At 59.2% G+C, this 26,298-nt stretch carries 22 protein-coding genes and 2 riboswitches; of the genes, 16 read left to right on the top strand and 6 right to left on the bottom strand.

Going from position 1 to position 26,298, the window contains the following annotated elements; genetic code table 11:
* Positions 1–420: 420 nt before the first annotated feature.
* From RTS12_RS12285 to RTS12_RS12235, 11 genes are all read left to right on the top strand, one after another.
* On the top strand, positions 421–1,299 hold the full coding sequence (locus RTS12_RS12285; protein WP_312528881.1) for a DMT family transporter: 879 nt from the start codon (positions 421–423) through the stop codon (positions 1,297–1,299).
* Positions 1,300–1,328: 29 nt separating this feature from the next.
* Positions 1,329–2,828 carry an ABC transporter substrate-binding protein gene (locus tag RTS12_RS12280; protein ID WP_312528879.1) on the top strand — a complete coding sequence of 500 codons (1,500 nt, stop codon included), beginning with the start codon at positions 1,329–1,331 and terminating at the stop codon, positions 2,826–2,828.
* A gap of 75 nt (positions 2,829–2,903) precedes the next feature.
* Positions 2,904–3,818, top strand: a complete 915-nt coding sequence (locus tag RTS12_RS12275; protein WP_312528877.1) for an ABC transporter permease — start codon at positions 2,904–2,906, stop codon at positions 3,816–3,818.
* 10 nt (positions 3,819–3,828) lie between these two features.
* On the top strand, positions 3,829–4,743 hold the full coding sequence (locus RTS12_RS12270; RefSeq protein WP_312528875.1) for an ABC transporter permease: 915 nt from the start codon (positions 3,829–3,831) through the stop codon (positions 4,741–4,743).
* Positions 4,736–6,358: an ABC transporter ATP-binding protein gene (locus RTS12_RS12265; protein WP_312528871.1), complete on the top strand. Its 1,623-nt coding sequence runs from the start codon at positions 4,736–4,738 to the stop codon at positions 6,356–6,358. Before RTS12_RS12270 ends, RTS12_RS12265 begins: the two co-directional genes overlap by 8 nt.
* A 422-nt stretch (positions 6,359–6,780) precedes the next feature.
* Positions 6,781–6,980: riboswitch (cobalamin riboswitch) on the top strand.
* Positions 6,981–7,075: 95 nt separating this feature from the next.
* The gene (nrdH, locus tag RTS12_RS12260) at positions 7,076–7,297 is read left to right on the top strand and encodes a glutaredoxin-like protein NrdH (protein WP_312528869.1); all 222 of its coding nucleotides are present in this window, start codon (positions 7,076–7,078) and stop codon (positions 7,295–7,297) included.
* 14 nt (positions 7,298–7,311) lie between these two features.
* Positions 7,312–7,728, top strand: coding sequence for a class Ib ribonucleoside-diphosphate reductase assembly flavoprotein NrdI (nrdI, locus tag RTS12_RS12255; RefSeq protein WP_312528867.1), 417 nt, complete (start codon positions 7,312–7,314; stop codon positions 7,726–7,728).
* Positions 7,710–9,836, top strand: coding sequence for a class 1b ribonucleoside-diphosphate reductase subunit alpha (nrdE, locus tag RTS12_RS12250; RefSeq protein WP_312528865.1), 2,127 nt, complete (start codon positions 7,710–7,712; stop codon positions 9,834–9,836). The genes nrdI and nrdE overlap by 19 nt, the downstream gene beginning before the upstream one ends.
* 74 nt (positions 9,837–9,910) lie before the next feature.
* Positions 9,911–10,882: a class 1b ribonucleoside-diphosphate reductase subunit beta gene (gene nrdF, locus RTS12_RS12245; RefSeq protein ID WP_312528863.1), complete on the top strand. Its 972-nt coding sequence runs from the start codon at positions 9,911–9,913 to the stop codon at positions 10,880–10,882.
* Between the two features lie 174 nt (positions 10,883–11,056).
* Positions 11,057–11,259, top strand: a riboswitch (cobalamin riboswitch).
* Positions 11,260–11,398: 139 nt separating this feature from the next.
* A complete protein-coding gene (locus tag RTS12_RS12240; protein ID WP_312528861.1) occupies positions 11,399–13,303 on the top strand; it encodes a TonB-dependent receptor in 1,905 nt (634 codons plus the stop codon).
* A 111-nt stretch (positions 13,304–13,414) separates the two neighbouring features.
* Positions 13,415–14,188, top strand: a complete 774-nt coding sequence (locus RTS12_RS12235; protein ID WP_312528859.1) for an ABC transporter ATP-binding protein — start codon at positions 13,415–13,417, stop codon at positions 14,186–14,188.
* 86 nt (positions 14,189–14,274) lie between these two features.
* Here the strand turns inward: RTS12_RS12235 and RTS12_RS12230 are convergent, their stop codons facing one another.
* Positions 14,275–15,906 (bottom strand): acyl-CoA synthetase, encoded by a 1,632-nt coding sequence (locus RTS12_RS12230; RefSeq protein ID WP_312528858.1) that lies wholly within the window; start codon positions 15,904–15,906, stop codon positions 14,275–14,277.
* 337 nt (positions 15,907–16,243) lie between these two features.
* On the opposite strand from RTS12_RS12230, the gene RTS12_RS12225 reads away from it, so the two are divergent.
* Positions 16,244–17,797: a TerC family protein gene (locus RTS12_RS12225; protein ID WP_312528857.1), complete on the top strand. Its 1,554-nt coding sequence runs from the start codon at positions 16,244–16,246 to the stop codon at positions 17,795–17,797.
* A gap of 69 nt (positions 17,798–17,866) precedes the next feature.
* Here RTS12_RS12225 and RTS12_RS12220 read toward each other — a convergent pair whose 3' ends face one another.
* Both RTS12_RS12220 and RTS12_RS12215 read right to left on the bottom strand, forming a co-directional pair.
* Positions 17,867–19,252 (bottom strand): aspartate ammonia-lyase, encoded by a 1,386-nt coding sequence (locus RTS12_RS12220; protein ID WP_312528855.1) that lies wholly within the window; start codon positions 19,250–19,252, stop codon positions 17,867–17,869.
* 204 nt (positions 19,253–19,456) lie between these two features.
* Positions 19,457–20,149, bottom strand: a complete 693-nt coding sequence (locus RTS12_RS12215; RefSeq protein WP_312528854.1) for an MOSC domain-containing protein — start codon at positions 20,147–20,149, stop codon at positions 19,457–19,459.
* A gap of 200 nt (positions 20,150–20,349) precedes the next feature.
* Between RTS12_RS12215 and RTS12_RS12210 the strand changes: the two genes are divergently transcribed.
* The 3 genes from RTS12_RS12210 to RTS12_RS12200 all read left to right on the top strand — a co-directional run bounded on the left by RTS12_RS12210 (position 20,350) and on the right by RTS12_RS12200 (position 23,155).
* Positions 20,350–21,297, top strand: coding sequence for a DMT family transporter (locus RTS12_RS12210; RefSeq protein ID WP_312528852.1), 948 nt, complete (start codon positions 20,350–20,352; stop codon positions 21,295–21,297).
* 137 nt (positions 21,298–21,434) lie between these two features.
* The gene (locus tag RTS12_RS12205; protein ID WP_409455684.1) at positions 21,435–22,562 is read left to right on the top strand and encodes an aminodeoxychorismate synthase component I; all 1,128 of its coding nucleotides are present in this window, start codon (positions 21,435–21,437) and stop codon (positions 22,560–22,562) included.
* Complete coding sequence (locus RTS12_RS12200) at positions 22,520–23,155, top strand: aminotransferase class IV (protein ID WP_312528849.1); 636 nt, start codon at positions 22,520–22,522, stop codon at positions 23,153–23,155. Before RTS12_RS12205 ends, RTS12_RS12200 begins: the two co-directional genes overlap by 43 nt.
* Here the strand turns inward: RTS12_RS12200 and RTS12_RS12195 are convergent.
* The 3 genes from RTS12_RS12195 to RTS12_RS12185 are packed head-to-tail and all read right to left on the bottom strand — an operon-like array spanning position 23,152 to position 25,420.
* Entirely contained in the window at positions 23,152–24,351 is a 1,200-nt protein-coding gene (locus RTS12_RS12195; RefSeq protein WP_312528847.1) for a PLP-dependent aminotransferase family protein, read from the bottom strand. The genes RTS12_RS12200 and RTS12_RS12195 overlap by 4 nt on opposite strands.
* 7 nt (positions 24,352–24,358) lie before the next feature.
* Complete coding sequence (locus tag RTS12_RS12190) at positions 24,359–25,096, bottom strand: SDR family oxidoreductase (RefSeq protein WP_312528845.1); 738 nt, start codon at positions 25,094–25,096, stop codon at positions 24,359–24,361.
* A 3-nt stretch (positions 25,097–25,099) separates the two neighbouring features.
* Positions 25,100–25,420: a DUF1330 domain-containing protein gene (locus RTS12_RS12185; protein WP_312528843.1), complete on the bottom strand. Its 321-nt coding sequence runs from the start codon at positions 25,418–25,420 to the stop codon at positions 25,100–25,102.
* A 125-nt stretch (positions 25,421–25,545) separates the two neighbouring features.
* Here RTS12_RS12185 and RTS12_RS12180 point away from each other — a divergent pair, with 125 nt between their 5' ends.
* On the top strand, positions 25,546–26,007 hold the full coding sequence (locus RTS12_RS12180) for an Lrp/AsnC family transcriptional regulator (protein WP_312528841.1): 462 nt from the start codon (positions 25,546–25,548) through the stop codon (positions 26,005–26,007).
* The last annotated feature ends 291 nt before the right edge of the window (positions 26,008–26,298 follow it).

Genomic DNA, 26,298 nt, shown 5'->3' with positions numbered 1-26,298 from the left:
TTCCCCTCAAGCGTGCCGCCAAACCATGCGCAAAGCAGATCGCCATTTGGCAAAAGATGCAGGAATGCTGCGTGGTTTTGGATCTTTGGCGAGGGCAAAAACCCCTCGGATCGGCCGGGCCGGATTTCGGTCAGCGCGCCGTTCATCGCGGCGGCAATTTCATCAGGACCCATGCGTCACTCCCCTTAGCCGGAACCCCCGGAAGCATTGGTTGAAAAACAAAGGTTGTCAAGTTGATGATAAGTTGTCCAAAAGTAAAATAAGAAGTTTCGTCGTGTATTATTACGCAAAAACAATAATATAGAAGTTAGTAATTTTTGCCTTTTGGCAAGTTATGTGAAATGAGTTGACAATATTGCGGCTCAATGTGCATCTTGCTTGGCAGGGATTGAGGGGAATGGATTGCAAGGGGGAATGCGCATGGTCGGGGCCCAGCCCAGATCCGAGCCGGTGATGCTGGCCGTCGCTTTTGCGGCGGGTGGCGCGGCTTTGGCTGCGGTTGATGCGGCGATTGTGCGCGCGCTTGACGGCGGTGTGCATCCCTTTGTCATCGGCTTTTTCCGTGCTGCCTTTGGCGCGCTGGCGGTTCTGCCTTTGGCGCTGGCGCGGCCCCAAATCATGCGCAGCCAGTTTCCGATTGCCCAACATGCGGTTCGCGCCGGCTTGAAGCTATTGGCACTGGTCGCGTTTTTCGCCGCATTTTCTCAGGGGCCGCTTAGCGATGTAACCGCCATCGCCTTTACCTCGCCTGTCTTTGTCGTGCTGGGGGCGGCGATGCTTTTGGGCGAGCGTTTGGGCATCATGCGTATGGGCGCATTGCTGGTGGGCCTGGCCGGTGCGCTTTTGATTGTGGGGCCGACCGGGACGGGGCTGACGCTGGCGATGGGCTTTGCCCTGTCGGGTGCTTTGATGCAGGCAGTGATCCAATTGATGCTGAAATCCATGTCCTCGGGGGACAGGACGGCAACATTGGTGCTGTGGAACCTGTTTTTGACCGTGCCGATGGCTTTCGTGCTGGCGCTGCCGTTCTGGGTCACGCCCAGCTGGGATCAGCTGGGCCTTTTGGCGCTTCAGGGGGTGCTGGGCGCGGGGTGCATGGCGCTGATGACCCATGCGTTCAGCATGGCGGATGCCTCGATCATCGCGCCGGTCGATTTTCTGCGGCTGCCTTTGGTGGCGGCACTGGGCTATGTGCTTTTCGGCGAAATTGCCCGTCCTGCGACTTTGGCTGGTGGCGTGCTGATCTGCGCGGCTGCCTTGATCGCCTTGGGCGCTTCGCGCCGGGCCCGGCGGTCGTGACGTGATTTTCCAATGGGAGGAAAACGATAATGAAAATCAAGACCATGCTGTGGGGGGCGGTGCTGTCGGCAGTCACCATGACGCCCGCTTTCGCACAGGATACGGGCGTGAAAATCGTCCTGAACGAAGAGGCTGATCTGCTGGAACCTTGCATGGCGACCCGCTCGAATATCGGGCGGATCATCTTGCAAAACATCAGCGAAACCCTGACCGAGCTGGATGTAGCCGGGGGTGAGCTGAAGCCGAAACTGGCTGAAAGCTGGGAGCAAAATGCCGATGGCAGCTGGCGTTTTCATCTGCGTGAAGGCGTCAAGTTCTCGGACGGGACGGGCTTTGATGCCAAAGACGTCAAGCACAGCTTTGATCGCGCGATGGATCCCTCCATTACCTGCGAAAGCCCGCGCTATTTCGGCGGCATGAAGGTCGAGGTCAAAGTCGTCGACGACAAGACGGTTGATATTGTCTCTGACCCGGTCCAGCCGATCATGCCGTTGCTGTTCTCGCTGGTCACGATCGTCCCCGAAGAAACCAAGGTTGAATTCATCCGCGAGCCCGTCGGTACTGGCCCTTATGCCTTGACCGAATGGACGCCGGGCCAGCAGATCGTGCTGAGCGAGCGTGCCGATTACTGGGGCGAAAAGCCGACCGTCACGCAGGCGACCTATCTGTTCCGTGCCGATCCTTCGGTGCGCGCGGCGATGGTGGCAACCGGCGAGGCCGATATTGCCCCCTCGATCTCGCAGCTGGATGCGACCAATCCGGCGACAGATTTTTCCTATCTGGATTCGGAAACCGTCTATATCCGTCTTGATCACAGCCAAGCGCCGGTGAACGATCTGCGCGTGCGCCGTGCCCTGAATATGGCAATCGACCGTCAGGCCTTTGTTGGCACGTTGGTTCCCGAAGGCACCGAGCTGGCAACCGCCGTTTTCCCGCCGCCGACCCTGGGCTGGAACAAAGACGTTGCCGTGCCTGCCTTTGACCCGGAAGGCGCGAAAAAGCTGCTGGCCGAGGCAAAGGCTGATGGCGTGCCTGTCGATACCAAGCTGACCCTGGTTGCGCGCACCGCCAACTTCCCCAACGTCACCGAGATCATGGAAGCGATCCAGCAGATGTTGCAAGATGTTGGCTTTACCGTCGATCTGCAGTTCTACGAGGTCGCGGAATTCGAGAAGATGTACTCGAAGCCCTATCCGACCGATCGTGGCCCGCTGATGGTGACGGCGATGCACGACAACTCGAAGGGCGACCCGGTTTTCTCGATGTATTTCAAATATGCGACCGATGGCCGTCAGTCGGGTCTGGCGGATGCCAAGGTTGATGAGATGATCGAAAAGGCCTCGGCGGCGACGGGCGAAGAGCGCGCAAAGCTGTGGGGCGAGGTGCAGAAATACCTGCATGACGATCTGGCGGCTGATGTGCTGCTGTTCCACATGGTCAGCTATAGCCGTGTGGCCGAGCGTCTGAACTGGCGCCCCTCGATGGCGACCAACTCGATGCTGCCGCTTTCAGGCATCGCCTTTAAATAAGCAGCCCTAAATCGTCCGGCCAGGCGGGAAAACCCGCCCGGCCTTTCAAGACCCGCCTTTCAGACGGACCGAACCATGCAGAGATTCATCCGCAAACGCGCCTTTGCCAGCCTTTTGTCCCTGCTGGGGCTGATCGTCGCCGTTTTCTTCCTGTCCCGTCTGACGGGCGACCCGGCGGCCTTGTTTCTGCCCGTCGATGCGACCGAGGAAATGCGCCAGCAGTTCCGCGAGATCCACGGCCTGAACGATCCGCTGATTGTGCAATTTGGCCGCTATGTTTGGGATCTGGTTCACCTTGATTTCGGTGAATCGCTGCGCAAGGCGCGCCCGGCCATCGATGTGGTGCTCGAGGGTTTTGCCTGGACGCTGCAACTGGCGTTGATCACCATGACGCTGGTTACCGTTGCCGCAATTGTCGTCGGATCGCTGGCGGCATTCAAAGTTGGCGGCTTTTTTGACCGTATTGCCTCGCTGCTGTCGCTGATCGGGGCCTCTGCGCCGGATTTCTGGGTCGCGATTGTGGCGATCACGGTGTTTTCGGTCGGGCTTGGCTGGGTTCCAACCTCGGGGACGGGCACTGCCTTGCATTGGGTTTTGCCGGTTGCGGTTCTGTTCATCCGCCCGTTCGGGCTGATCGTGCAGGTGGTGCGCGGCTCGATGATCACGGCGCTGTCCTCGGCCTATGTGAAAACCGCGCGTGCCAAAGGGGTGCGTTCGCGGCCCATCATCTTTGTCCACGCTTTGCGCAATGCCATGCTGCCCGTCATCACCGTGATCGGCGATCAGGCGGCGGCGCTTTTGAACGGGGCTGTGGTGATCGAGACGATTTTCGGCTTTCCCGGCGTCGGCAAGCTGATGATCGATTCCATTCTTCAACGCGATTTCAACGTGGTGCTGGCCGCGATCATGGTCACGGCTCTGGCGATTTTCGTCATGAATCTGCTGATCGATCTGGCCTATTCGCTGCTTGATCCGCGCATCCGCCACTAAGGGCCCGGCCATGAGCACAACCGACATCCTTCCGCCCGAGCCAAGCGCCGTTCGCCGCTATCTGCGTATGCTATGGGCCGATAAATTCGCGGTCTGCGCGGTGATCTTTCTGCTGGTCGTTCTGGTCATGGCGATCATCGGTCCCGCCTGGATGAACGATCTGGCGCAAAAGCAGAACCTGCGTGGGCGCAATGCGCCGCCTTTTGATCTGTCGCGCGGCTGGGTCTGGTTCCTGGGCGCAGATGCGCTTGGCCGCCCGTTGCTGGCGCGTATCATTGTGGCGACGCAAAACACCATGATGGTTGCCGCTGGTGCGGTGTTTTTCTCGGCTTTGATCGGCTCGGGCCTTGGATTGGTGGCGGGCTATGCCAGCCGCCGCACCGGAGAGGTGATCATGCGGCTTGCCGATGTGATCATGTCGTTCCCCTCGCTGTTGCTGGCCGTCATCGTGCTTTACGTGCTGGGGCCTTCGGTCTTTAATCTGGTCGTGGTTTTGGCGATCACCCGGATTCCGGTCTATCTGCGCACCACCCGCGCCGAGGTGCTGGAAATCCGCGAGCGCATGTTCGTACAGGCCGCCCGCGTCATGGGCGCGCCCGCGCGGCGCATTATCTTGCGCCATATCCTTCCGGTCGTGCTGCCCACGTTGATGACGATTGCGACGCTGGATTTCGCCTTTGTCATGCTGGCTGAAAGCTCATTGTCCTTTCTGGGCATTGGCATCCAGCCACCCGAGATCACCTGGGGATTGATGATCGCGCAGGGGCGGCAATATCTGACCAATGCCTGGTGGCTGTCCTTCTGGCCGGGGCTTGCAATCATTCTGACCACGTTGTCGCTGAACCTGCTTTCGGGCTGGATGCGCGTCGCACTGGATCCGACCCAGCGCTGGCGTCTGGAAATGAGAGGGCGCAAAAATGACTGATCACCTGCTTGAGGTGCGCAACCTCTCGGTCGAGTTCCACACCGCCGCAGGGACGGTCAAAGCCGTGCGCAATGTCAGCTATCACCTGGACCGCGGCGAGACGCTGGCGATTTTGGGGGAAAGCGGATCGGGGAAATCGGTCTCGTCCTCGGCGATCATGAACCTGATCGACATGCCGCCGGGCAAGATCACATCGGGTCAGGTGATTTTTGATGGTCAGGATCTGTTGAAACTGGGCACAAGCGCGCGGCGCGAGATCAATGGGCGCCGCATTGCGATGATCTTTCAAGATCCGCTAAGCCATCTCAACCCGGTCTATACGGTCGGCTGGCAGATCGCCGAAGCGCTGACCACCCACGGCATTTCCGGCGATAAGGCTCGCGCCGAGGCTTTGCGTCTGGTCACGAGGGTGGGCATCCCCAACCCTCAGGCCTCGCTTGGGAAATATCCGCATGAATTTTCCGGTGGCCAGCGCCAGCGCTTGATGATCGCCATGGCCTTGGCGATGAAGCCCGATCTTTTGATCGCCGATGAGCCGACCACCGCGCTTGATGTGACCGTTCAGGCCGAGGTCTTGGGCCTGCTGGGCGAATTGCAGCGCGAAACCGGGATGGGTATTTTGATCATCACCCATGATCTGGGCGTGGTCGCAGAAATCGCCGATCGGGTCGTGGTGATGAATGCGGGCGAAGTCGTGGAAACCGGTGCCGCGCGCGAGGTTTATCACAACCCCCAGCATCCCTATACGCGCAAGCTGATCGGGGCCGCGCCCGGCAAGGGCGCAATGCATGCCCCCCTTGCGCGCGCACAGCCCGTGTTGGAGGTGCGCAATGTCAGCAAGGATTATGGCGAGTTCCTGGCACTAGAGGATGCCAGCTTCGATCTGATGGCGGGCGAGACGCTGGCGATTGTCGGGGAATCGGGCTCGGGCAAATCGACACTGGCCAAGGTGCTGTTGCGGCTGGAAGAGCCGAGCAGCGGACAGGCCTTGTGGAAGGGGCGCGATCTTTTCGCCATGTCCCCGGCCGAGCTTTACGCATTGCGCCGCGATTTGCAGATGGTGTTTCAAGATCCGACGCAATCGCTGAACCCGCGCATGACGGTCTATCAGCTGATTTCCGAGGCATGGGCGATCCATCCGGGGATCTTGCCCAAATCGGCCTGGCGCGCCCGGGTCGCCGAGCTTTTGGCACAGGTGGGGCTGAAGCCTGAAATGGCCAGCCGCTATCCGCATCAATTCTCGGGCGGGCAGCGCCAGCGGATCGCGATTGCCCGCGCTTTGGCGCTAGAGCCCGAGCTGATCATCTGTGACGAGGCCGTGTCGGCGCTGGATGTCTCGGTTCAGGCGCAGGTGATTGAATTGCTGGATAAACTGCGCCGCGAGATGGGCATTGCCTTTATCTTCATCGCCCATGACCTGCCTGTTGTGCGTGATTTTGCCGATCATGTGATGGTGATGCAAAAGGGCAGGGTGGTCGAGCTGGGAACGGTGCAGCAGGTCTTTGAGGCGCCGCGCGAACCCTATACGCGCGCGCTTTTGGCCGCCGGCCTTGACCCTGATCCCGATGTTCAGGCCGCGCGGCGCGCGGAACGGCAGGCGGCGCTTTCGGCCTGAACCCACCCAGGGGTTTCTTGCAATTTCAGCGGGCTAGCGCCCGGTCAAAATTGGGCAGCCGCCCCGGACCTTTTGGCAGGGCCGGGGCGCAATTTTTTGCAAGCGTCCTTGCCGCCTCTGACAAATTTTCATGGGTGGCGGTGGCCAAAATGCCGCGCGCCAGGTCCACTTGCGGCAAGCCTGGCTGACCCCCATCTTAATCAAGACGCGGTGGTCCGCTGACGCAGGGCTGTTTTGCCCCAGCGTCACGGCAATTGGGCTTGAAGCCGAATCTCCAAGATGCGAGAGGGGGCCGCCAGCGCCTTTCGAGGTGAATGGCGCGTGGAAATCGACAGGTTTTCCATGACCAATTCGTCTAAGGTGCATAGCTGCAAGGGCTTTTACAGAGTCGCACAAGATGTTGACAAAATTATGGCTGTGAGGCCTAATGCTTGTGTTCTGGTTCTTGAGTCGAGCGCGCGTTTGGCGAGAAAACTAACGAGGGAAAGCGGGCCGAAGGCCAAAGCTTCCCCCACAACTGTAGGCGGTGAGTGAAGTCATATAGATTCAATGGGCTAGGCCCGAAGGATCGACGGAACGGAGACCCGTGAGTCAGAGACCTGTCAGGACAGGAATGAATTAAACCGTGCGATGGGCGCGGGAATCCAATACGCTGGCGAAGGTCACTTCGGCGGGGATTTCCTTATCTCTCATCGCAGACATGCCAAGGGACAAAGCATGACTATCACCGTCTATTCAAAGCCTGCTTGCGTGCAGTGCACCGCCACAACCCGCGCGCTTGATGCCAAGGGCCTGTCCTATGACGTCATCGATCTGACGCAGGATGATGTGGCGATGGAAATGGTGACCGCGCTTGGCTATCGTCAGGCCCCGGTCGTCGTGGCAGGCGATGAGCATTGGGCCGGTTTCCGCCCCGATATGATCGGCCGTCTGTCCTAAGCGAGTCGCATGCCGTGTTGGATCTGGTCTATTTTTCGTCGGTTTCGGGCAATACGGCCCGCTTCGTCGATCAGTTGGCTCTGGGCGGCCTGCGTATCCCGATTTCACCAGCCGAGGCGCTGCCACGTCCGACTGGTCCCTTTGTCCTGATCTGTCCGACTTTTGCTGATGGTCAGGGACGGGGCGCGGTTCCCAAACAGGTGATCCGCTTTCTGAATGACCCGGAATGCCGCGCATTGCTGCGCGGCGTTATTGCCGGGGGAAACCGAAATTTCGGCACGACCTTCGCCCTTGCCGGTGATGTGATTGCCAAAAAATGCAATGTTCCGGTACTCTATCGCTTCGAGTTGGCCGGGACGGAAACCGATATTGCCCGTGTCCGTGATGGGCTTGCTGAATTCCGGGGGATGGAATGCTCGACAATGGCGTGAAGGCCGAACTTGACTACCATGCGTTGAACGCGATGCTGAACCTTTACGACAGTGAGGGGAAAATCCGTTTCGATGCCGACCGCAAGGCCGCGCATCAGTATTTTCTGCAGCATGTGAACCAGAACACGGTCTTCTTCCATTCGCTGGATGAAAAACTCGATTATCTGATCGAGGAAGGCTATTACGAGGCGCAGGTTCTGGACCAGTATTCCAAGAACTTCATGCGCGAGATCTGGGATGCGGCCTATAAGAAGAAGTTCCGCTTTCCGACCTTCCTTGGCGCCTTCAAATACTACACCAGCTACACGCTGAAGACCCGCGATGGTCAGCGCTATCTTGAGCGTTACGAGGACCGCGTTGTCATGGTCTCGCTGGCGCTGGCACGTGGTGATGAAAAGCAGGCAATGTCCTTTATGGATGAGATCCTGTCGGGCCGTTTCCAGCCTGCAACCCCGACCTTCCTGAACGCTGGCAAGAAGTCGCGCGGCGAGCTGATCTCGTGCTTCTTGCTGCGCGTTGAAGACAATATGGAATCGATCGGCCGGGCGATTAACTCGTCGCTGCAGCTGTCCAAGCGCGGCGGCGGCGTCGCCTTGATGCTGACCAATATCCGCGAGGCCGGTGCCCCGATCAAAGGCATCGAGAACCAATCCTCGGGCGTTATTCCGGTGATGAAACTGCTGGAGGACAGCTTTAGCTATGCCAACCAGCTGGGCGCGCGTCAGGGTGCTGGTGCGGTCTATCTGAACGCCCACCATCCCGATATTTTGCGTTTCCTTGATACCAAACGCGAAAATGCCGATGAGAAAATCCGCATCAAGACCCTGTCCCTGGGCGTGGTGATTCCGGATATTACCTTTGATTTGGCCAAGAAAAACGAGGAGATGTATCTGTTCTCGCCCCATGACGTGCAAAAGGTTTATGGCGTGCCCTTCTCGGAAATCTCGGTCAACGAGAAATACGCCGAGATGGTCGACGACAAGCGCATCAAGAAGAAAAAGATCAATGCGCGCGCCTTTTTCCAGACACTGGCCGAGATTCAGTTTGAATCGGGCTATCCTTATATCATGTTCGAAGACACGGTGAACCGCGCCAACCCGATCGACGGTCGCATCACCATGTCGAACCTGTGCTCGGAGATCTTGCAGGTCAACGAAGCTTCGACCTTCCATGAGGATCTGGGCTATGACCATCTGGGCACCGATATTTCGTGCAACCTTGGGTCGCTGAACATTGCAGCCACCATGGATGGCCCTGATTTCGGCGCAACTGTGGAAACCGCGATCCGCGCGCTGACCGCCGTGTCGGAAATGTCGGCCATTGACGCCGTGCCGTCGATCCGCCGGGGCAATGACGAGGCCCATGCCGTTGGTCTTGGCCAGATGAACCTGCATGGCTTCCTGGCGCGTGAGCGTATCCATTACGGCAGCGCGGAAGGCGTCGAGTTCACCAGCATCTATTTCGCCGCAGTCGCCTATCACGCGATCCGGGCCTCTAATCTGCTGGCGCGCGAGCATGGCCGCAGCTTCGTGGGCTTTGAGCGTTCGAAATATGCCGATGGCTCGTTCTTTGACAAATATGTCAACCAAGACTGGCTGCCCGAACTGCCGCAGGTCCAGGCGCTGTTTGAAGGCATCACGCTGCCCAGCCGTGAGGATTGGATTCAGCTGAAGGCCGATGTCATGGCGCATGGGCTGTACAACCGCAACCTGCAGGCCGTGCCGCCGACCGGTTCGATCAGCTATATCAACAACTCGACCAGCTCGATCCACCCGATCGTGGCCAAGATCGAAATCCGCAAAGAAGGCAAGATTGGTCGCGTGTATTATCCGGCTGCGTTCATGACGAACGACAATCTGGAATATTACCGCGATGCCTATGAAATCGGGCCGGAAGCCATCATCGATACCTATGCAGCCGCGACCGAGCATGTCGATCAGGGCCTGTCGCTGACGCTGTTCTTTCCGGCCGAGGCCACGACGCGCGACATCAACAAAGCGCAGATCTATGCCTGGAAAAAAGGCATCAAGACGATCTACTACATCCGCTTGCGCCAGACCGCCCTGGAAGGGACCGAGGTCGAGGGCTGCGTGTCCTGCGCGCTGTAGAACTGTTATGACGCCGGGGGCTGTCTGCCCCCGGACCCCCGAGGATATTTAAGCATGAAAGAGGGGTTCTTCGGATGAAGGATCAGTTGCTGCGTACGCCGCTTAAGGCGATCAACTGGAACCGTCTGGACGATGAGAAGGATCTTGAGGTCTGGAACCGTCTGACGGTCAATTTCTGGTTGCCGGAAAAGGTGCCGCTGTCAAATGACGTTCAGAGCTGGGCGACGCTGCGCCCCGAAGAACGCGAGCTGACGATCCGGGTTTTCACCGGGCTGACCCTTTTGGACACGATCCAGAACACGGTGGGCGCGCCGTCGTTGATGCCCGATGCCATCACCCAGCATGAAGAAGCGGTCTTGTCGAATATCGCCTTTATGGAGGCGGTTCATGCGCGGTCGTATTCCTCGATCTTTTCGACGCTGTGCTCGACCCCCGAGGTTGATGCGGCGTTCCGGTGGTCAGAGGAGAACGTGCATCTTCAGCAAAAGGCGCGTTTGATCGTCAACGAATATGCAGCGGGCGCCGATCCGCTGAAGCGCAAGATCGCCAGCGTTTTCCTGGAAAGCTTTCTGTTTTATTCGGGCTTTTATCTGCCGATGTATTGGTCAAGCCGCGGCAAGTTGACCAATACGGCCGATTTGATCCGTCTGATCATTCGCGACGAAGCCGTGCATGGATATTACATCGGCTATAAATTCCAACGCGGCCTTGAGAAGGTCTCGGAGGAGCGGCGGGCCGAGTTGAAGGACTTTGCCTTTTCGATGATCTTTGATCTTTATGACATTGAATCCAAATATGCGGCAGAGCTTTATGACGGCATCGGTCTGACCGAGGATGTCAAAGCCTTCCTGCATTACAATGCCAATAAGGCCTTGCAGAATTTGGGCTATGAGGCGCTGTTCCCGCCGCAGGTTTGCGAGGTCAACCCGGCCATTCTGGCCGCGATTTCGCCCGATAGCGAAAACCATGACTTCTTCTCGGGGTCAGGCTCGTCCTATGTCATCGGAAAAGCGGTTGCGACCGAGGATGACGACTGGGATTTCTAAGGGATTTGGCAAAAGGCAGTGCCCTGAGGGGCGCATGGCTTTTGCCAAAATCGGGATTTCAAACCTCTGCAAGGGTCAGCTCTTGCAGAGGTTTTTTCATATTCGGCGCGCGATCGGGTTCGCCCCAGGCATCAGCCGGGCGGATATTTTTCTTGACTTGTCTGTGAATGCGGGCGAGTCAAATTGCGCTTTGGTTCCGGCGTCTATGCGCCGGATGAAAAGGGAACTGCGGAGGATCTTTGGATCAAGCCGCGGCTGCCCCCGCAACTGTAAGCGGCGAGCGACGGTCGAATTTGCCACTGGGGCCATGCTCCGGGAAGGCCGGCCCAAGCCCTGACCCGCAAGCCAGGAGACCTGCCAAAGTGATCACCCATTTCCGACGCGGGGCGCGTCTGGAAGGCGGCCTTTCCGCAGAGGTGACGCTCACCCGATGTGCGGGGGACAGGGGCGCATGATCGTTTCCTGCCGCAGATCGCCTCTGGTTTTGCAGGTTTCCTGCTGATGAAAGGTTGCGGAATGATCCGGCCACAGATTTCTTGGATTGCAGTTTGCGCTGCGCTTTTCCCCATTGCCGCCACCGCGCAGGATAGTGTGCCTGATAGCGCGAGCCCGGATCAGATCACGTTGGATGAGGTGGTGATCTCGGGCGGGCTATCGCCCATTGCCGCAAATTCCTATGGCCGCGCCTATTCGGTCGTAACCGGAAAAGAGATGGAAGAGCGCGGTTTGCGTCGGGTGCAAGATGCGCTGCGCGCCATGCCGGGCGTGTCGGTCAGCTCGAGCGGCAATAGCATGACCCAGCTGCGCATCCGGGGCGGCGAGGCCAACCACACCTTGATCCTGATTGACGGGGTTCAGGCCAGCGGTGGCAATGATGAATATATCCTCTCGGGGCTGGAGACGGCCAATATCGACCGGATCGAGGTTCTGCGCGGGCCGCAATCGGTCTATTTTGGATCGAATGCCTCGGCGGGGGTGGTCAATATCATCACACGCCGTGGCGAGCTGGGCACGCATTACGGCGGTGCGGTCGAGCTGGGCAACGGCTATGCGGCCTCGGGCTGGTTCACCCAAAGGACCGAGCGTGGCGGCTTGGCCTTCAGCGCGGCCAAGCGCGATGATCATGGCTATGACCTGTCGGGCGATGGCGGCGAAAAAGATGGCATCCGGCGCACCTCTTTGGGGCTGACTGGCGACTGGAAGGCCAGCGAGGACGTGCTTTTGGGCTTTACCCTGCGCCGCTCGAAAGAGCGATATGACAGCGATTCAGAAAGCTATCTGGCGAGCGATGCGGGCAGCTATCTGGTTGATGATCCCGATGAACACAGCATGCGCAATGAATTCACCGGATCGGCATTTGGTGAATATACGATGCTGGAAGGGCGCATGGTGCATCGGCTTGAGCTGCAAGACAGCATCTTCAAGCAAAGCCTGAATGACGGCCCTGAAACGCGAGGCGAAACCCGTGCCCTTAAATATCGGCTGAGCTATGGTCTGGATGGGATGGCGGTCGCCGACAGCAACCATCTTTTGAACCTCATGCTTGAGCGGATCTTGGACGAAAATACCACCGCGCCCGATTACGACCGCAAGAACACCTCGCTTGCGCTGGAATATCGGGGCTTTCTGGACAATGGGCTGGATATTCAGGCGGGGTTGCGTCGCGATAACAACAACAGCTTTGCCGATTTCACCAGCTGGAACCTAGGCCTGTCCTATCAGATCGCGGATACCGGGCTGCGCGTTCATGCCTCGGCCGGTCGCGGCATGGTAAATCCCTCGTATTACGAGCTTTTCGGCAATGACACCTATACTTTGGGCAATCCGGCCCTGACGCCCGAGCGCAATACGGGCTTTGATCTGGGCCTCGAGGCCGAGCTGCTAGACGGTCGCGCCCTCATCGATGTGACCTATTTCAACGAAAAGCTTGAGGATGAGATCAGCTATGTCAACGGCGCGGCGGCAGATGGCAGCGGTCGGGCAAGCTATGTCAACCAGCGCGGCAAAAGCCCACGGCAGGGCGTGGAAATCGCCGGGCGGCTTCAAGCAACTGACGATCTCGATCTGCGTGTGAGCTACACCTATCTTGATGCCAAAAACCCCGATGGTTCGGTCGAGATCCGTCGTCCACGCCATGAGGCAAGCCTTTCGGCAAGCTATGCCATTCAGGGCGGGCGGGGCACGATCAGCGGCGATATCCGCTATGTTTCTGGCAATTATGATACCCAGTTCTGGGGCAGCTATGCGACGGCGAAACTGCCAAGCTATACCATTGTCGACGTCGCAGGGGGCTATGATCTGACCAGTAATGTGCGGGCAACCGCGCGGGTCAGCAACCTTTTTGACAAGCAGGCGGTAGATGTCTGGGGCTTTGCCTCGCAAGGTCGCAGGGCCTATTTCGGCCTCGAGACGAAATGGTAAGATGACGCCAGCGCGGGCTAGGGCAGGGATGGGGGCTTACCGCAATTGGCCCCACCCTGGCCTGGCACCCTGGCCAAAAAACGTCCGACGCAGCTTTCAAAGGGGGGCGCGATGACCGCTCTGACACTTGCAGCAATCAGCGTCGTGCGAGGCAAGCGAAAGGTGATCGATCATGTCGATCTCAGCCTTCAGCCCGGCGAGTTCGTCGGATTGCTTGGGCCCAATGGCGCGGGAAAAACCACGCTGCTGCGCGCGGCTCTCGGCTTGCTGCCCCATCAGGGCCAATCGTCCCTGTCGCATCTCTCTCCGATCGAGCGTGCCAAGCGGGCCGCCTTCATGCCACAGGGGCGCGACATCATCTGGCCCATTACGGTCGAACGGCTGGTCGCGCTTGGCCGCATTGCCCATGGCGCATCAGATCCCACAGGCGCAGCGGCGATCGAAGATGCCATTGACGCGCTCGAGCTGGCCCCCTTGCGCCACCGCCCCGCGACCCAGCTGTCAGGTGGCGAACAAGCCCGCGCCCTCATTGCCCGCGCTCTTGCCCAAAAAGCGCCCCTTCTGATCGCGGATGAGCCGGTGGCTGGCCTTGACCCTGCCGCCCAGATCAAGGTGATGCGCGTTTTTGCCAGCCTCGCGGCGCAGGGTCATGGCGTGCTGGCCTCATTGCATGACCTTGGGCTGGCCGCGCGCTATTGCACGCGGCTGATCCTTTTGCATCAGGGTCGGATCGCCGCAGATGGCCCCCCGGCTCAGGTGCTCAGCGCCGAAAATCTGGCGCATGTTTTCGGCATTACCGCTCATTTTTCCCAAGGTCCGCAGGGGGCAATCTTCCAGCCGCTCGATCTTTTGGTGCCACAAAAGGGGCAGCCTTTCTCGTCATGACCCGGCCCCCTCTCTCATGGTGAAATATCCTTGGGGGTGAATTGTGGCGCAGCCACAAGAGGGGGCGAATAGCCCCATCTTTCACATCACGTCAGATCACGAACCCGCTCGCGCAGTGCGAATTTCTGGATCTTGCCTGTCGATGTTTTCGGAAGATCGCCGAAAATAACGGTCTTTGGCACTTTATAGCGCGCCATATTCTGCCTGCAAAAGGCCAATATCTCTTCCTCGGTCGCGCGGCTTTCGGGCTTGAGGGTGATGAATGCGCAGGGTGTTTCGCCCCATGTGCCATCCGGGCGCGCCACGACAGCTGCCTCCATAACCGCGGGGTGGCGGTAAAGCACATCCTCGACCTCGATCGACGAAATATTCTCGCCGCCTGAAATGATGATATCCTTTGAGCGGTCCTTGATCTCGATATAGCCGTCGGGATGCATCACGCCCAGATCGCCCGTGGCAAACCATCCCCCCTTAAAGGCCTTCTCGGTGGCAGCCGGGTTTTTCAAATAGCCGCGCATGACGTTATTGCCGCGCAAGAACAGCTCGCCCATCGTCTCACCATCACTGGGGACAGGCTCTTGCGTGGCCGGGTCCGCAATCATCAGCTCGCCCAGAACAAGATTTTTGACCCCTTGGCGCGCCTTCAGTTTCGCGCGCTCCTCGCCCGAGGCCGCGTTCCATTCGCTTTTCCATGCACAGATCACCGCAGGGCCATAGGTCTCGGTCAGGCCGTAGACATGGGTCACCTCGATACCCATACGCTCCATCGCGGCGATCACCGCAGCCGGAGGGGCGGCGCCTGCGGTCATGGCCTTGATCTGATGGTCGAAATCCTTCAGCTCATCGGGCGCATTGACCAACATGTTCAACACGATCGGTGCGCCGCAGAAATGGGTCACCTTTTCTTCGCGGATCAGCTGAAAGATCGGCTCGGCCCTGACGGCGCGCAAACAGATGCAAACCCCTGCATTGGCGGCAATCGTCCAGGGAAAGCACCAGCCGTTGCAGTGAAACATCGGCAGCGTCCACAGATAGCGCGCATGATGGGGCATCTCCCAGCCAATGATATGCTGCATCGCATTCAGCGCTGCGCCGCGATGGTGATAGACCACACCCTTGGGGTTTCCCGTCGTTCCCGAGGTATAGTTCAATGAGATCGCATCCCATTCATCCGTCAGCGCAGGCGGCAAGAAATCGGGATCGCCCTCGGCCAGCAGGTCATCATAGCTCAGTGCGCCAATGGGTTCGCCGCCGTTGAAGCTGGGATCGCGGATATCCACGACAAGGATTTGGTTCAGACAGGCAATATCCAGTGCGCGAGCGGCAAGTTCGGAAAATTCGGGATCAACGAAAAGAACCTTGGCCTCGCCGTGGTTCAGGATGAAGGCGATGGTCTCGGCATCCAGACGGGTATTGATCGCGTTCAACACCGCGCCCGTCATGGGAATGCTGAAATGGGATTCGAAGGCCTCGGGAATATTGGCGGCCAGAACCGCGACCGTATCGCCTTTGCCGATGCCGCGCCGATCAAGGGCGCTGGCGATCAGGCGGCAGCGCGAATAGGTTTGGGCCCAATTACGGCGAACCCCGGTATGAACCACGGCCAAAGCCTCGGGATAGATGGCCGCGGTGCGCTCGATAAAGCGCAAAGGCGTCAGTTGTTCGTAATTGGCATGACAGGCATCAAGGCCCTGCTCATAGATATTATTGCCCGGCATTCCATCCTCCTTCACCCATTGCGCCGACGCGTCCGGCAGCAATCAGTCCTCACATCCCAGCCCCAGTATCCAGACAGACAGCCAGAGTACCAGCGCCGATTCCGTCCTTTTTAGTCTGTTATGCGCAATTATGTTGCGCTGTCCGCTGGCGTGGCTCGGCGCTTGTCGGCGGGACCGACGCGGCGGATTGTCACGGGCTTGGGGCATTTGCCCGCTCATTTGAGCAACACAGGGCTAAAATGCGGAACTTCAGGGGCGAATATCTGCGTTGGCTCTTGCTGAGAACGAATTCTCGCCCGAGTTTGCGGCGACGTTTCACAATAGGAGCCTGAGGCCCGTGATTTTTGAATGGATGTCCGATCCCGCCGCCTGGGCGGGACTGGCGACGCTCGTTGTACTCGAGATCGTTCTGGGGATCGACAACCTCGTTTTCATTGCCGTACTTGCCGATAAGCTGCCCGAGCATCAACGCGAAAAGGCACGTCTTATCGGTCTGACACTGGCCTTGGTGATGCGGCTTGGGCTTTTGGCTTCGGTGGCTTGGATCGTCACACTGACCCAGCCGTTGTTTCATATCTGGGATCAACCCTTCTCGGGCCGCGATCTGATCTTGATCTTTGGCGGGCTGTTTTTGCTGTTCAAAGGCACGATGGAGCTGCACGAGCGGCTTGAGGGGCATACCGAAAACAAAAGCGGTAAGGTTTATCAGGCCGTCTTTTGGCAGGTCTTGCTACAGATCGTCATTCTGGATGCGGTGTTCTCGCTTGATAGCGTGATCACGGCGGTCGGTATGGTCAAGCATCTGTCGGTGATGATGATCGCGGTGATTATCGCGGTTGGCGTGATGATGCTGTCGTCGCGACCGTTGATGGCCTTTGTCTCGCGCCATCCGACGGTGGTGATCCTGTGTCTGGGCTTTTTGATGATGATCGGCTTTTCGCTGATCGTCGAGGGCTTTGGATTTCATATTCCCAAGGGCTATCTTTACGCGGCCATTGGCTTTTCGGTGTTGATCGAGGCGCTGAACCAGATCGGCAAGCGCAATCAGGCCCGCCATGCCAGCCGGGGCGATGTCCGTGACCGCACTGCAGAGGCTGTGCTTAAAATGTTGGGCGGACGCAGCACACGCGGCGAAACCGACGCGGCCTCGTTGATCGGGGCACGAGCCGCCGAAGAGCAGGTCTTTGCCGTTGAAGAGCAAGAGATGATACAGGGTGTTCTGTCGCTGGCAGACCGCCCGGCGGTCTCGATCATGACGCCGCGCACGGAAATCGACTGGATCGATCTTGATCGCGATGCGGGGGCCTTGCGCAGCCAGATGCTGTCTGAGGGGCATTCGCGCTATATTGTCGCGCGGGGACGTCTGGAAAGCTTTCTGGGCGTGGCCCTGACCAAGGATCTGCTGGCCGAAATTCTGGAAAAGGGCCAGATCGATGGCACTACCAGCATTCGCCAACCCTTGGTCGTGCATGAACGTGTGACCGCGCTGCGCCTGATGGAACAGCTGCGCGCCTCAAAGGTCAAACTTGCGGTGGTTGTTGACGAATATGGCTCGCTCGAAGGGATTGTCACACCTTCGGATCTGCTTGAAGCCATCGCAGGCGAGTTCGGCGAAGAGGACGAAGATCGCCTGATGACCGAAGCCCAGCCCGACGGCTCGTGGATCGTGGACGGTGCGCTGGATGTGCGCCGGGCGTCGAACCTGTTGGGGGCGGATCTGGCCGACGACGCCGACCGCTATTCGACCCTGGCGGGCTATATCCTGTGGCAGCTGGGGACCTTGCCCAATGTCGGTGCCAAGGTTCGCGTCGGCGATCTTGAACTAGAGGTCAATGAGATGAACGGGCGCGCGATCTCTAAGGTGCATGTGCGCCGAATTTCAGCCAATTGATCGCAGCAGAATGAAAAAGGGCGGCCGTGATGGCCGCCCTTCTTTCAATAAGGCCACATGCAGGCGGGCTTAACTGCCCACCATTGCCGAAGCAGCAAGTGCAGCATCCAGCTTGCTTTGATCCATCAGCTTTTCGCGCAACACGATATTGGCGACGCCATCATCGGTCCGATGGGCCTCCAATGCGACTTCGGTGGCGCGAACATAGCCAATATAGGGCGTCAGCGCGGTGACGATGCCGATCGAATGCTCGACCGTGGCCCGCAGCTTGGCCGCATCTGCCGTGATGCCGGAAATGCAGTTGCGCGACAGCGTCTGCATCGCCGATTCCAGATGACGGATCGACCGTTCGATGCTGGCAAAAATCACCGGCTCGAATGCATTCAGCTGCATCTGGCCGCCTTCTGCCGCCATGGTCACGGTCAGATCAGCGCCGATCACCTCGAAGCAGACCTGGTTGACGACCTCGGGGATGACCGGATTGACCTTGCCCGGCATGATCGAGGAACCGGCCTGACGCGCAGGCAGCTCGATATCGCCAAGGCCGGCGCGCGGACCACTGGACAAAAGCCGCAGGTCATTGGCGATTTTCGACAGCTTGATCGCCAACCGCTTCAACGCCGAGGAAACCGCAACCAAAGCCCCGGTATCCTGTGTCGCCGCGATGCGATCCTGTGCCAGGCTCAGCTCAAGCCCGGTGATCTGCGACAGATGACGGGTGCTTAGCTCGCCCAGACGCGGATCGGCGGTGATGCCAGTGCCAATCGCCGTGCCGCCCAGATTAAGGATGCACAGCTCGGCTTCCACCGCCTTGATAGAGCGGCGCTCGTCCTTGATCATCTGTGCAAAGGTGGCGAATTCCTGACCCAGGGTCATCGGAACGGCATCTTGCAACTGGGTGCGACCCATTTTGATGATTCCGGCAAAGGCCTGCGAACGCTCGGTCAGCGCGGCCTCCAGCTCGGCCATGGTCACATCAAGGCGGCGCAGCGCAAAAATCAGCGCGATCTTCAGCGCCGTCGGGTAAACATCATTGGTGCTTTGACCAAGGTTCACATGCTCATTGGGATGAAGCACGCCGTAATCGCCCTTGGCCTTGCCCATAATTTCCAGCGCAAGGTTGGCGACGACCTCATTGGCATTCATATTGCTGGAGGTGCCAGCGCCACCTTGGATCAGATCAACGACGAAATGATCGTGCAGGGCACCCGCACGGATCTTTTGGGCAGATTTGACAATGGCATCCGCCAGTTCCGGGGCCAACAGACCCAGTTCGGCATTGGCAAGCGCACAGGCCTCTTTGACGGCAACCAAAGCATCAACCAGCTCGGAACATGCGCCGATGGTGCGCCCCGAGATGGGAAAATTCTCGACCGCGCGCTGGGTGTGGACCCCCCAATAGGCCGTATCCGCCAACTCAAGATCGCCAATCAAGTCATGTTCAATTCTGCTCATATGAGCCCGCCTTCTATGTTCGTTCTGCTGACAAATGTGGCAATTCACCACCGCATTCGCCAATGCCAATTCGGCATGGCTCATGCTGCATCCAGCAATAGCAGGACTGGCGCGGAAAGCTATATGACCAATCTCTAGGCAGAAGTAGAAAATGAATTGCACAAGAAGTAATCAGGCATATCGCAGGGCGACTGTGCTGGCACCTCAAGGGGTCAGGATGCGCCTATCCCAGTCCTCAACCCGGCCACTGTTCAGCCTGGCCTGCACAAGCCTTTGCCAGCTAATGGGCAGGCCGGGGATCTGCGCCAATTCTGCCAGCGCGCCCGTGTTCAGGCGGTCGTGATAAAGCAGATCCGAGACGCGCGATAACGGCCATTCAGCATGAGGGCGCCCAACCAGTTGCGCAATTGCGGGTGCAGCAATCTGTCCGCCCCTCAAAACCCGAAAATACCAACCGCTGCGACCGCTGTCTTGAACCTTGCGGGCCATATCGGGCAGGCCAAAGCGCAAATTCAGCTTCCAACATGGCTGCCTGCCCTGGCTGACCTGCAACAGACACGCTCCGACCTGCCAAAGATCACCCAGACAAACCCCGCTTTCATCAAGGCCGCCGACAACCAGGTTCTCACCAAACCCACCGCGAACAAAGCTATCCGAGACCTCAGGATGTTCAGCCCGCCAAAGGGCATAATGCGCAAGCGGATAGGCATGAACTGCCTTGTCTGGACCACCGTGGTGGCGCGGATCGCCTTGCTCGTCGCCGGCCAATCCGTTCGGGCCCAGCTCCACCGCGCTTTCCAGCTCAAGCGGCTGCTTGTCGATCGCGCTTAATGCGCCCTTCGGACCAAAGGGGCGCGCGCGCCCCAAACGCAACTCCAAGATTTCGAAAGTTGCCATCTTTGCACCTGCTGCCCAGCCCTTCCGGGGCGATCCTGCCTCTTTCTTCATCATAAAAATACCCAAATCGCGACCGCGCCACGGGATATGCGACCGACATGGGTTTTGACCGCAAAATCCGGATGGTGCGCCTTGCGGCTTGCTGACAATGTCGGGCCATGTTCCGCCAGCCACACGAGAGTTCCATGCCAGGCCCGTCCATGTCTTCCCCCGAACTTCGCGCGCGCGCCATGACTGGCGCTGAATGGCTGATGTTGGTTGTTTTGGCGGTGCTCTGGGGCGGCTCTTTTCTTTTCAATGCGATCGCACTGCGCGACTTGCCGGTCCTGACGGTGGTTTTTCTGCGGGTTTTCTTGGCCGCCTTGGTCCTTATCCTTGTGCTGCGCGCCGCGAATGAACATCTCCCCCGAGGTGCCCAAGTCTGGCGCGCGCTTTTCGTGCTTGGCTTTTTGAATAATGCGCTGCCCTTTTCTTTGATTGTTTGGGGTCAGCAGCACATCGAGGCGGGGGTTGGCTCGATCCTGAATGCGACGACACCGCTGTTCACGGTTGTTTTCGCCCATGTCCTGACTACCGACGAGCGTCTTGATCGCGGGCGCATTGTCGGGGTGGTTTTGGGATTTCTGGGTGTGGTCGTGATGATCGGAGGGGGGATTGGCCAGGCACTGGGCTCGGGCTTTGGCGCGCAGTTTCTGTTTTTGGGGGCTGCGGCATCTTACGCACTTTCGGGCATATACGGGCGCCGCTTCCGGCGGATGGGCGTGACGCCGATGGCCACGGCCACCGGGCAGCTGATCGCGTCAAGCCTGCTGCTTTTCCCTGTGGCCATGCTGGCGGATCGGCCCTGGCAATTGCCGATGCCCGGTGCAGCTGCGCTGTCGGCATTATTGGCGCTGGCGATATTGTCGACCTCGTTGGCCTATGTGCTGTATTTCCGCATCCTTGCGACCGCCGGCGCAACCAGCATTGCATTGGTAACCTTCCTCATACCGATTTGCGCCATTTTTCTGGGGATTTTGGTTTTGGGCGAGCATCTCGAATTACGTCATATTCTGGGCATGGTGCTGATCGGGGCAGGGCTTGCAGCAATTGACGGCAGGCTTTGGAAAAGGTGGGGGCGCCATGGGCGGGACCATTTTGGCGGCTAGGCCAGACTGGCAGGTGGCATGGGCGGTTGCACCCGCATCATGGGTATTTGGGTGATGAAGAAAGGCGAGCGTTGTTTCCGGGAGCGGGGCCGTGCTATCGGGCGGCAGTTCCGGAAGGCAGCGATGAGGATAGAGGCGTGATCCTGTGCGAATTCGGCCCGGCGGGGCAGGAGGTCATGTTCCGCGATCCCAGCGAATTGGTTGTGGTCGAGTCGCCGGAAGAGGTTTTCCCTGCATTGCAGCGGCTGGAGGCTGCGCGCCGCATGGGCAAGTGGGTCGCGGGCTGGATGAGCTATGAGGCGGGCTATGCCTTGGAAGATGTTTTGTTGGCCCAGATGCCCGAAGGCCGCGATGTTCCGCTGATGGTTTTTGGGGTTTTTGACGGCCCGCAAGAGCTGGACCCTGCGCTGATCCAAGATGATGGGGCCCGTTTGGCGCCTGTCGTGCCCATGGTGTCCGAGGCTGATTATTCGGCAGCTTTTGCGCGGACACAGGACTATATCACGGCGGGAGACTGCTATCAGATCAACCTGACATTCCCACTGGAAACCCGGCTGGTTTCGGGCACGCCACTTGGGCTTTATGCGGGTTTGCGGCAGCGCCAGCCGGTTGGCTATGGGGCCTATGCCGATCTGGGGGGGCCGGTTGTGGTCTCGCGCTCACCCGAGTTGTTCTTGCGTCTTGATGCACAGGGACGGATCGAGGCGCGTCCGATGAAGGGGACTGCGCCGCGTGACGCCGATCCCGAGCGGGATCGGGCCTTGGCGCTTGGGCTTGCCGCCTCTGAAAAAAATCGCGCGGAAAATCTGATGATCGTCGATTTGCTGCGCAACGACATTTCCCGGATCTCGAAGGTGGGTTCCGTCAGGGTTCCCGAGCTGTTTGCGGTCGAGAGCTTTGCCACCGTGCATCAGATGAGCTCGTTGGTTGTCGGGCAATTGGCAGAGCCGGCTGATCTGGCGGCGGTCATGTCGGCGCTGTTTCCCTGTGGCTCGATCACGGGGGCGCCGAAAATTCGCGCGATGGAGATCATTCGCGAGGTCGAACCCCATGAGCGCGGCGTTTACTGTGGCACTTTGGGGTGGATGGCGCCGGACGGATCGGCTGCGTTCTCGGTGACGATCCGAACGCTGTCGGTTTGGCCCGACGGTCGGGTCAGGCTGAATGTCGGCGGCGGGGTCGTGCAGGATTCGACCGCCGCAGGAGAGTGGGAGGAAGCCTTATGGAAGGCGCGCTATCTGCAGGATCTGGTGCAGCCGGATTAAAGCTGATCGAGACTGCCTTATGGGACGGGTCGGTTTGTTGCCGCCGCGAGAGCCATTTGGCACGTATCACCGCAGGTGCTGCGGCTTTGGGCTGGGATTGTGATCGCGCGCGAGTGGCTGCGGCCATGGTAGGGCCCGCGGGGCAGGCGTCGCGGCTGCGTCTGACATTGGATGGCCTTGGTCAGATCGAGGTTCAGATCGCACCCTTGCCACCGGCGCTGTCTGAATGGCGGTTGGGGCTTGCCCCGGCGCGGTTACACTCGGATGACCCTTGGCTTGGGATCAAGAGCACGCGGCGCGCAGCCTATGATGCCGCCCGCGCCGCATTGCCTCCAGGACTGGATGAGGTGATTTTTTGCAATGAGCGTGGTGAGGTCTGTGACGGTACCATCACCACGGTCTTTTTCGATCGCGGCGCGGGGCTGCGCACGCCGCCCCGGTCATCTGGCTTGTTGCCCGGCGTCTTGCGCGCCGATCTTCTGGCCGCGGGACAGTGCCGCGAGGAGATTCTGGTAATCGAGGATCTGGCGCAGGTCAGGCTTTGGGTCGGGAATGCCTTGCGCGGGCTGGTGCCCGCGCAGTGGCAAGGTTAGGCGGCTGCGCTGATCAGGCTGCGCGTGGCGCTGGCCAGACGGCGGATCCCTTCGGCCAGTTGCTCGGGCGGGTTCAGCGTGAAGTTCAGCCGCAATGCGCGGTGGTTTTCCCCCTTGGGGTCAAACACGCTGCTGGGGCTGACGCAAACACCATATTCAAGCCCCCTTTGCAGCAGTTGATCGGTATCCAGATGGGGGTTCTTGGCCACGGCCCAGACAAACATCCCCCCGCTGGGAACCTCCCAGTCGAAAAGATCTGAAAGATCTGTGCTCATGGCGGCGCAAAGTGCATCGCGGCGGCTGCGATAAAGCGACAGGATATTGGGGCGGATACGCTCGATCAGGCCCGAGGCAAATGCGTCCAGCACGATCCTTTGGCACAGGCCGCTGGTGCATAGATCGGCACCTTGTTTGGCGGTCGTCAGTGCCGTGATCATCTTGGGGGCGGCGATGATCCAGCCAAGGCGCAGACCCGGTGCCAGCTCTTTCGAGACGGTTCCCAGATAGATGACCGGGCCATCATAGCGGCCAGGACGGGCCTTGGCATAAAGTTCGATCATGCGGGGCAGGGGGGGCGCGTCATAATAAAGCGTCCCATAAGGATCATCCTCGACCAGCCAGCACCCCGTTTCGACCGCCGCATCAACAAGGGTCTGGCGCATTTGGGTGCTGACCAGCTTGCCCGTCGGGTTCGAGAAGTTTGGAACGGTATAGGCAAATTGCGAACCACAGAACGCCGTAACGGGATCAAGATCGGCCTGCGACAGGTCCATCGGGCGATAGTTCGGCAAGGAGGGGCGCCAGGCATCCAGCGCACCCAGATAGGCGGGGCTTTGTGCCGCAATCGTCGCACCCGGTTGCAGCAGGACCTTGCCGATCAGATCAAGCGCCTGCATCCCCCCGGTCGTGATCATGACGTTTTCGCGCGTCAATTGCAGCTCGGCGGTGCTGAAGCGGCTTGCGATCAGGTCTCGCAGTTCGGGCAGGCCATCGATCGGGCTATAGCCAAGCGCCTGGGCCGGGTGTTCAGCCACAGCCTTTTGCGCCAGCTCTGACAGTTCCTGCACGGGCCAGGTCGTTGGTTCAGGCAGGCCTCCGGCCAGATTGATCAGATCAGGTTTTAGCGCAGCAGCCAAAAAGACCTGAGTGACATCGTTGGTCTGGTCCAGCCAGGAGGCAAAGGGAGAGTGGGTCATTTCGTCCTCAGATCGCGTGCAGCAGGCCGCCGTCGGCGGCGATGGCCTGGCCGGTGATATAAGAGGCACGCCCCGATGCCAAGAAAGCAGCAAGTGCCGCAAATTCGGCCGGTTCGCCCAGCCGTCCGGCCGGAATTTTGGGCCCCATCGAGGCATTGTCGACGCCAAGTTCGGCCATCCGGTCGGTATTGGTATAGCCGGGCATCAGCGCATTGACGGTAATGCCCTGTGCCGCCACTTCGCGGGCAAGGCTATTGACCAGCCCCAGCAGGCCTGCGCGCAATCCGTTCGAAATCACCAGCCCCGGCTGTGGCTCTTTGGCTGCGACCGAGGTGACGGCAAGGATGCGGCCCCAGCGGTTGGCTGTCATCGACGGAAGGACGGTCTGGATCGCGTCGACCGTACTTAACCACAGGGCCTGAAAGCCCGCTTGCCATGCAGCATCGGTTGTCTGGGCAAAGCTGCCCACCGGCGGGCCGCCCGTGTTGGTCACCAAAATATCGGGCATCCGGCCCAAGGCCGTCGCGGCAGCCAGGGTCAGCTCGCGCCCCGCGCCTGCGACAGACAGATCGCCCGCAAGGCCCAAACAGCCGATTTCGGCGGCGACCTGTTGCACGCGCTCGCCATTGCGGGCGACGATGACGACCTTGGCCCCTTCGGCCACCAACTCGGTTGCGATTGCGCGACCCAGGCCGCGTGATCCGCCAAACACCAGTGCGGCTTTATCCTTGATCTGCAAATCCATGGCTTAAACCTTTGGATCGGGGTTTGCGGTATTGCCGCGCCCCTCTTGCAAGATCATCCGCCCGGTTGATGCCGCGCGGCGAAAGGCGGATGCGCTTTGGTAATCGGCATCGTCATGCCAGGCCAATGCCGCTGCCTTATCGGGAAATTCCAAGATCACCATACGCTCTGTAAATTCAGGCCCCCCTTCGACCGTCAGCACCTCATCCCCGCGTGTCAGAAACCGGCCGTTGTAGCGGGCCAAAGTTGCGGGCGTCAGCGCAGTATACTTGCGATAGGTTTCCGGATCATGAACGGACATGGTACAAATGAAATAGGCTGGCATGTTTCCTCCTGCTTTTGCGGCAGGATAACGCGAGCGCTTGGACAAATCCCTGCAAAGACTTGCCTGCCTTAACCAGTTCATGCAGCTTTACACCGAATTGAGCTGAAATATTGGTGAAAAGCTGCATGATTGAGCTGGATGACATCGACCGCCACATCCTTACCACGCTGCGCGAGGATGGCCGCATTCCGATCTTGAACCTGTCCGAGCGGGTAGGGCTGTCGCCAACACCTTGTGGGCGCCGCGTCAAAAGAATGGAGGATGCGGGCGTCATACAGGGGTATTTCGCGCGTATCGATCCCGCCGCGCTTGGGTTGAACATCAATGTCTTTATCTCGGTCCGTCTGGGACGCCACGGCCCCGAGGACACGCAACAGTTCCTGTCGGCGATTGCGCAATGTCCCGAAGTCACCGAATGCCTGCTGGTGACGGGAAATGTCGATTACGTCCTGCGTGTCTGGGTGCGCGACGTGGATGCGTTGGGAACCTTTGTGCGCGATGTGCTGCAATCCATCCCCGCGGTTGCTGAAACATCGACGATGGTCATCCTTAAACAGGGCGCCAATCTGCTTGCATCGCGTGAGTGATCCGGCACGAGCCCAAAACCCCCGCCACTTTTGATGACATTTCGCCTCAGAATCGGAATCGTAAGCGCCAATTCGCGGCGATTCCCGCCCAAACGCAGACAGATTCGCACTTTGGCCGTGTCACAGCACCGTGCGAACCCCTGCACCAGTCTGCGCCTGATCGAAATATTGACCGCTCAGAGCCAGCAATTGCAGGGCTTTACGACGCCAAGATGACAAAGTTCGAAAATTCCGCATTTTTCATCTTGCGGGTTTATTTTGTTGGGCCTAAACACCGCTCTACCGAACGGC

Origin of the sequence: Paracoccus sp. (in: a-proteobacteria), from assembly GCF_032007265.1 — a bacterium.
In the GTDB taxonomy this organism is placed as follows: Bacteria; Pseudomonadota; Alphaproteobacteria; order Rhodobacterales; family Rhodobacteraceae; genus Paracoccus.
Note: the sequence above shows the minus strand (reverse complement) of the source record. Positions and strands in the feature narration are given on the sequence as shown.

What these genes read in the sequence shown, in the direction of transcription:
- RTS12_RS12285 (WP_312528881.1), top strand. Translation starts at nt 421, where the DNA reads ATGGTCGGGGCCCAGCCCAGATCCGAGCCGGTGATGCTGGCCGTCGCT.
- RTS12_RS12280 (WP_312528879.1), top strand. Translation starts at nt 1,329, where the DNA reads ATGAAAATCAAGACCATGCTGTGGGGGGCGGTGCTGTCGGCAGTCACC.
- RTS12_RS12275 (WP_312528877.1), top strand. Translation starts at nt 2,904, where the DNA reads ATGCAGAGATTCATCCGCAAACGCGCCTTTGCCAGCCTTTTGTCCCTG.
- RTS12_RS12270 (WP_312528875.1), top strand. Translation starts at nt 3,829, where the DNA reads ATGAGCACAACCGACATCCTTCCGCCCGAGCCAAGCGCCGTTCGCCGC.
- RTS12_RS12265 (WP_312528871.1), top strand. Translation starts at nt 4,736, where the DNA reads ATGACTGATCACCTGCTTGAGGTGCGCAACCTCTCGGTCGAGTTCCAC.
- nrdH (WP_312528869.1), top strand. Translation starts at nt 7,076, where the DNA reads ATGACTATCACCGTCTATTCAAAGCCTGCTTGCGTGCAGTGCACCGCC.
- nrdE (WP_312528865.1), top strand. Translation starts at nt 7,710, where the DNA reads ATGCTCGACAATGGCGTGAAGGCCGAACTTGACTACCATGCGTTGAAC.
- nrdF (WP_312528863.1), top strand. Translation starts at nt 9,911, where the DNA reads ATGAAGGATCAGTTGCTGCGTACGCCGCTTAAGGCGATCAACTGGAAC.
- RTS12_RS12240 (WP_312528861.1), top strand. Translation starts at nt 11,399, where the DNA reads ATGATCCGGCCACAGATTTCTTGGATTGCAGTTTGCGCTGCGCTTTTC.
- RTS12_RS12235 (WP_312528859.1), top strand. Translation starts at nt 13,415, where the DNA reads ATGACCGCTCTGACACTTGCAGCAATCAGCGTCGTGCGAGGCAAGCGA.
- RTS12_RS12230 (WP_312528858.1), bottom strand. Translation starts at nt 15,906, where the DNA reads ATGCCGGGCAATAATATCTATGAGCAGGGCCTTGATGCCTGTCATGCC.
- RTS12_RS12220 (WP_312528855.1), bottom strand. Translation starts at nt 19,252, where the DNA reads ATGAGCAGAATTGAACATGACTTGATTGGCGATCTTGAGTTGGCGGAT.
- RTS12_RS12215 (WP_312528854.1), bottom strand. Translation starts at nt 20,149, where the DNA reads ATGGCAACTTTCGAAATCTTGGAGTTGCGTTTGGGGCGCGCGCGCCCC.
- RTS12_RS12210 (WP_312528852.1), top strand. Translation starts at nt 20,350, where the DNA reads ATGTCTTCCCCCGAACTTCGCGCGCGCGCCATGACTGGCGCTGAATGG.
- RTS12_RS12200 (WP_312528849.1), top strand. Translation starts at nt 22,520, where the DNA reads ATGGAAGGCGCGCTATCTGCAGGATCTGGTGCAGCCGGATTAAAGCTG.
- RTS12_RS12195 (WP_312528847.1), bottom strand. Translation starts at nt 24,351, where the DNA reads ATGACCCACTCTCCCTTTGCCTCCTGGCTGGACCAGACCAACGATGTC.
- RTS12_RS12190 (WP_312528845.1), bottom strand. Translation starts at nt 25,096, where the DNA reads ATGGATTTGCAGATCAAGGATAAAGCCGCACTGGTGTTTGGCGGATCA.
- RTS12_RS12185 (WP_312528843.1), bottom strand. Translation starts at nt 25,420, where the DNA reads ATGCCAGCCTATTTCATTTGTACCATGTCCGTTCATGATCCGGAAACC.
- RTS12_RS12180 (WP_312528841.1), top strand. Translation starts at nt 25,546, where the DNA reads ATGATTGAGCTGGATGACATCGACCGCCACATCCTTACCACGCTGCGC.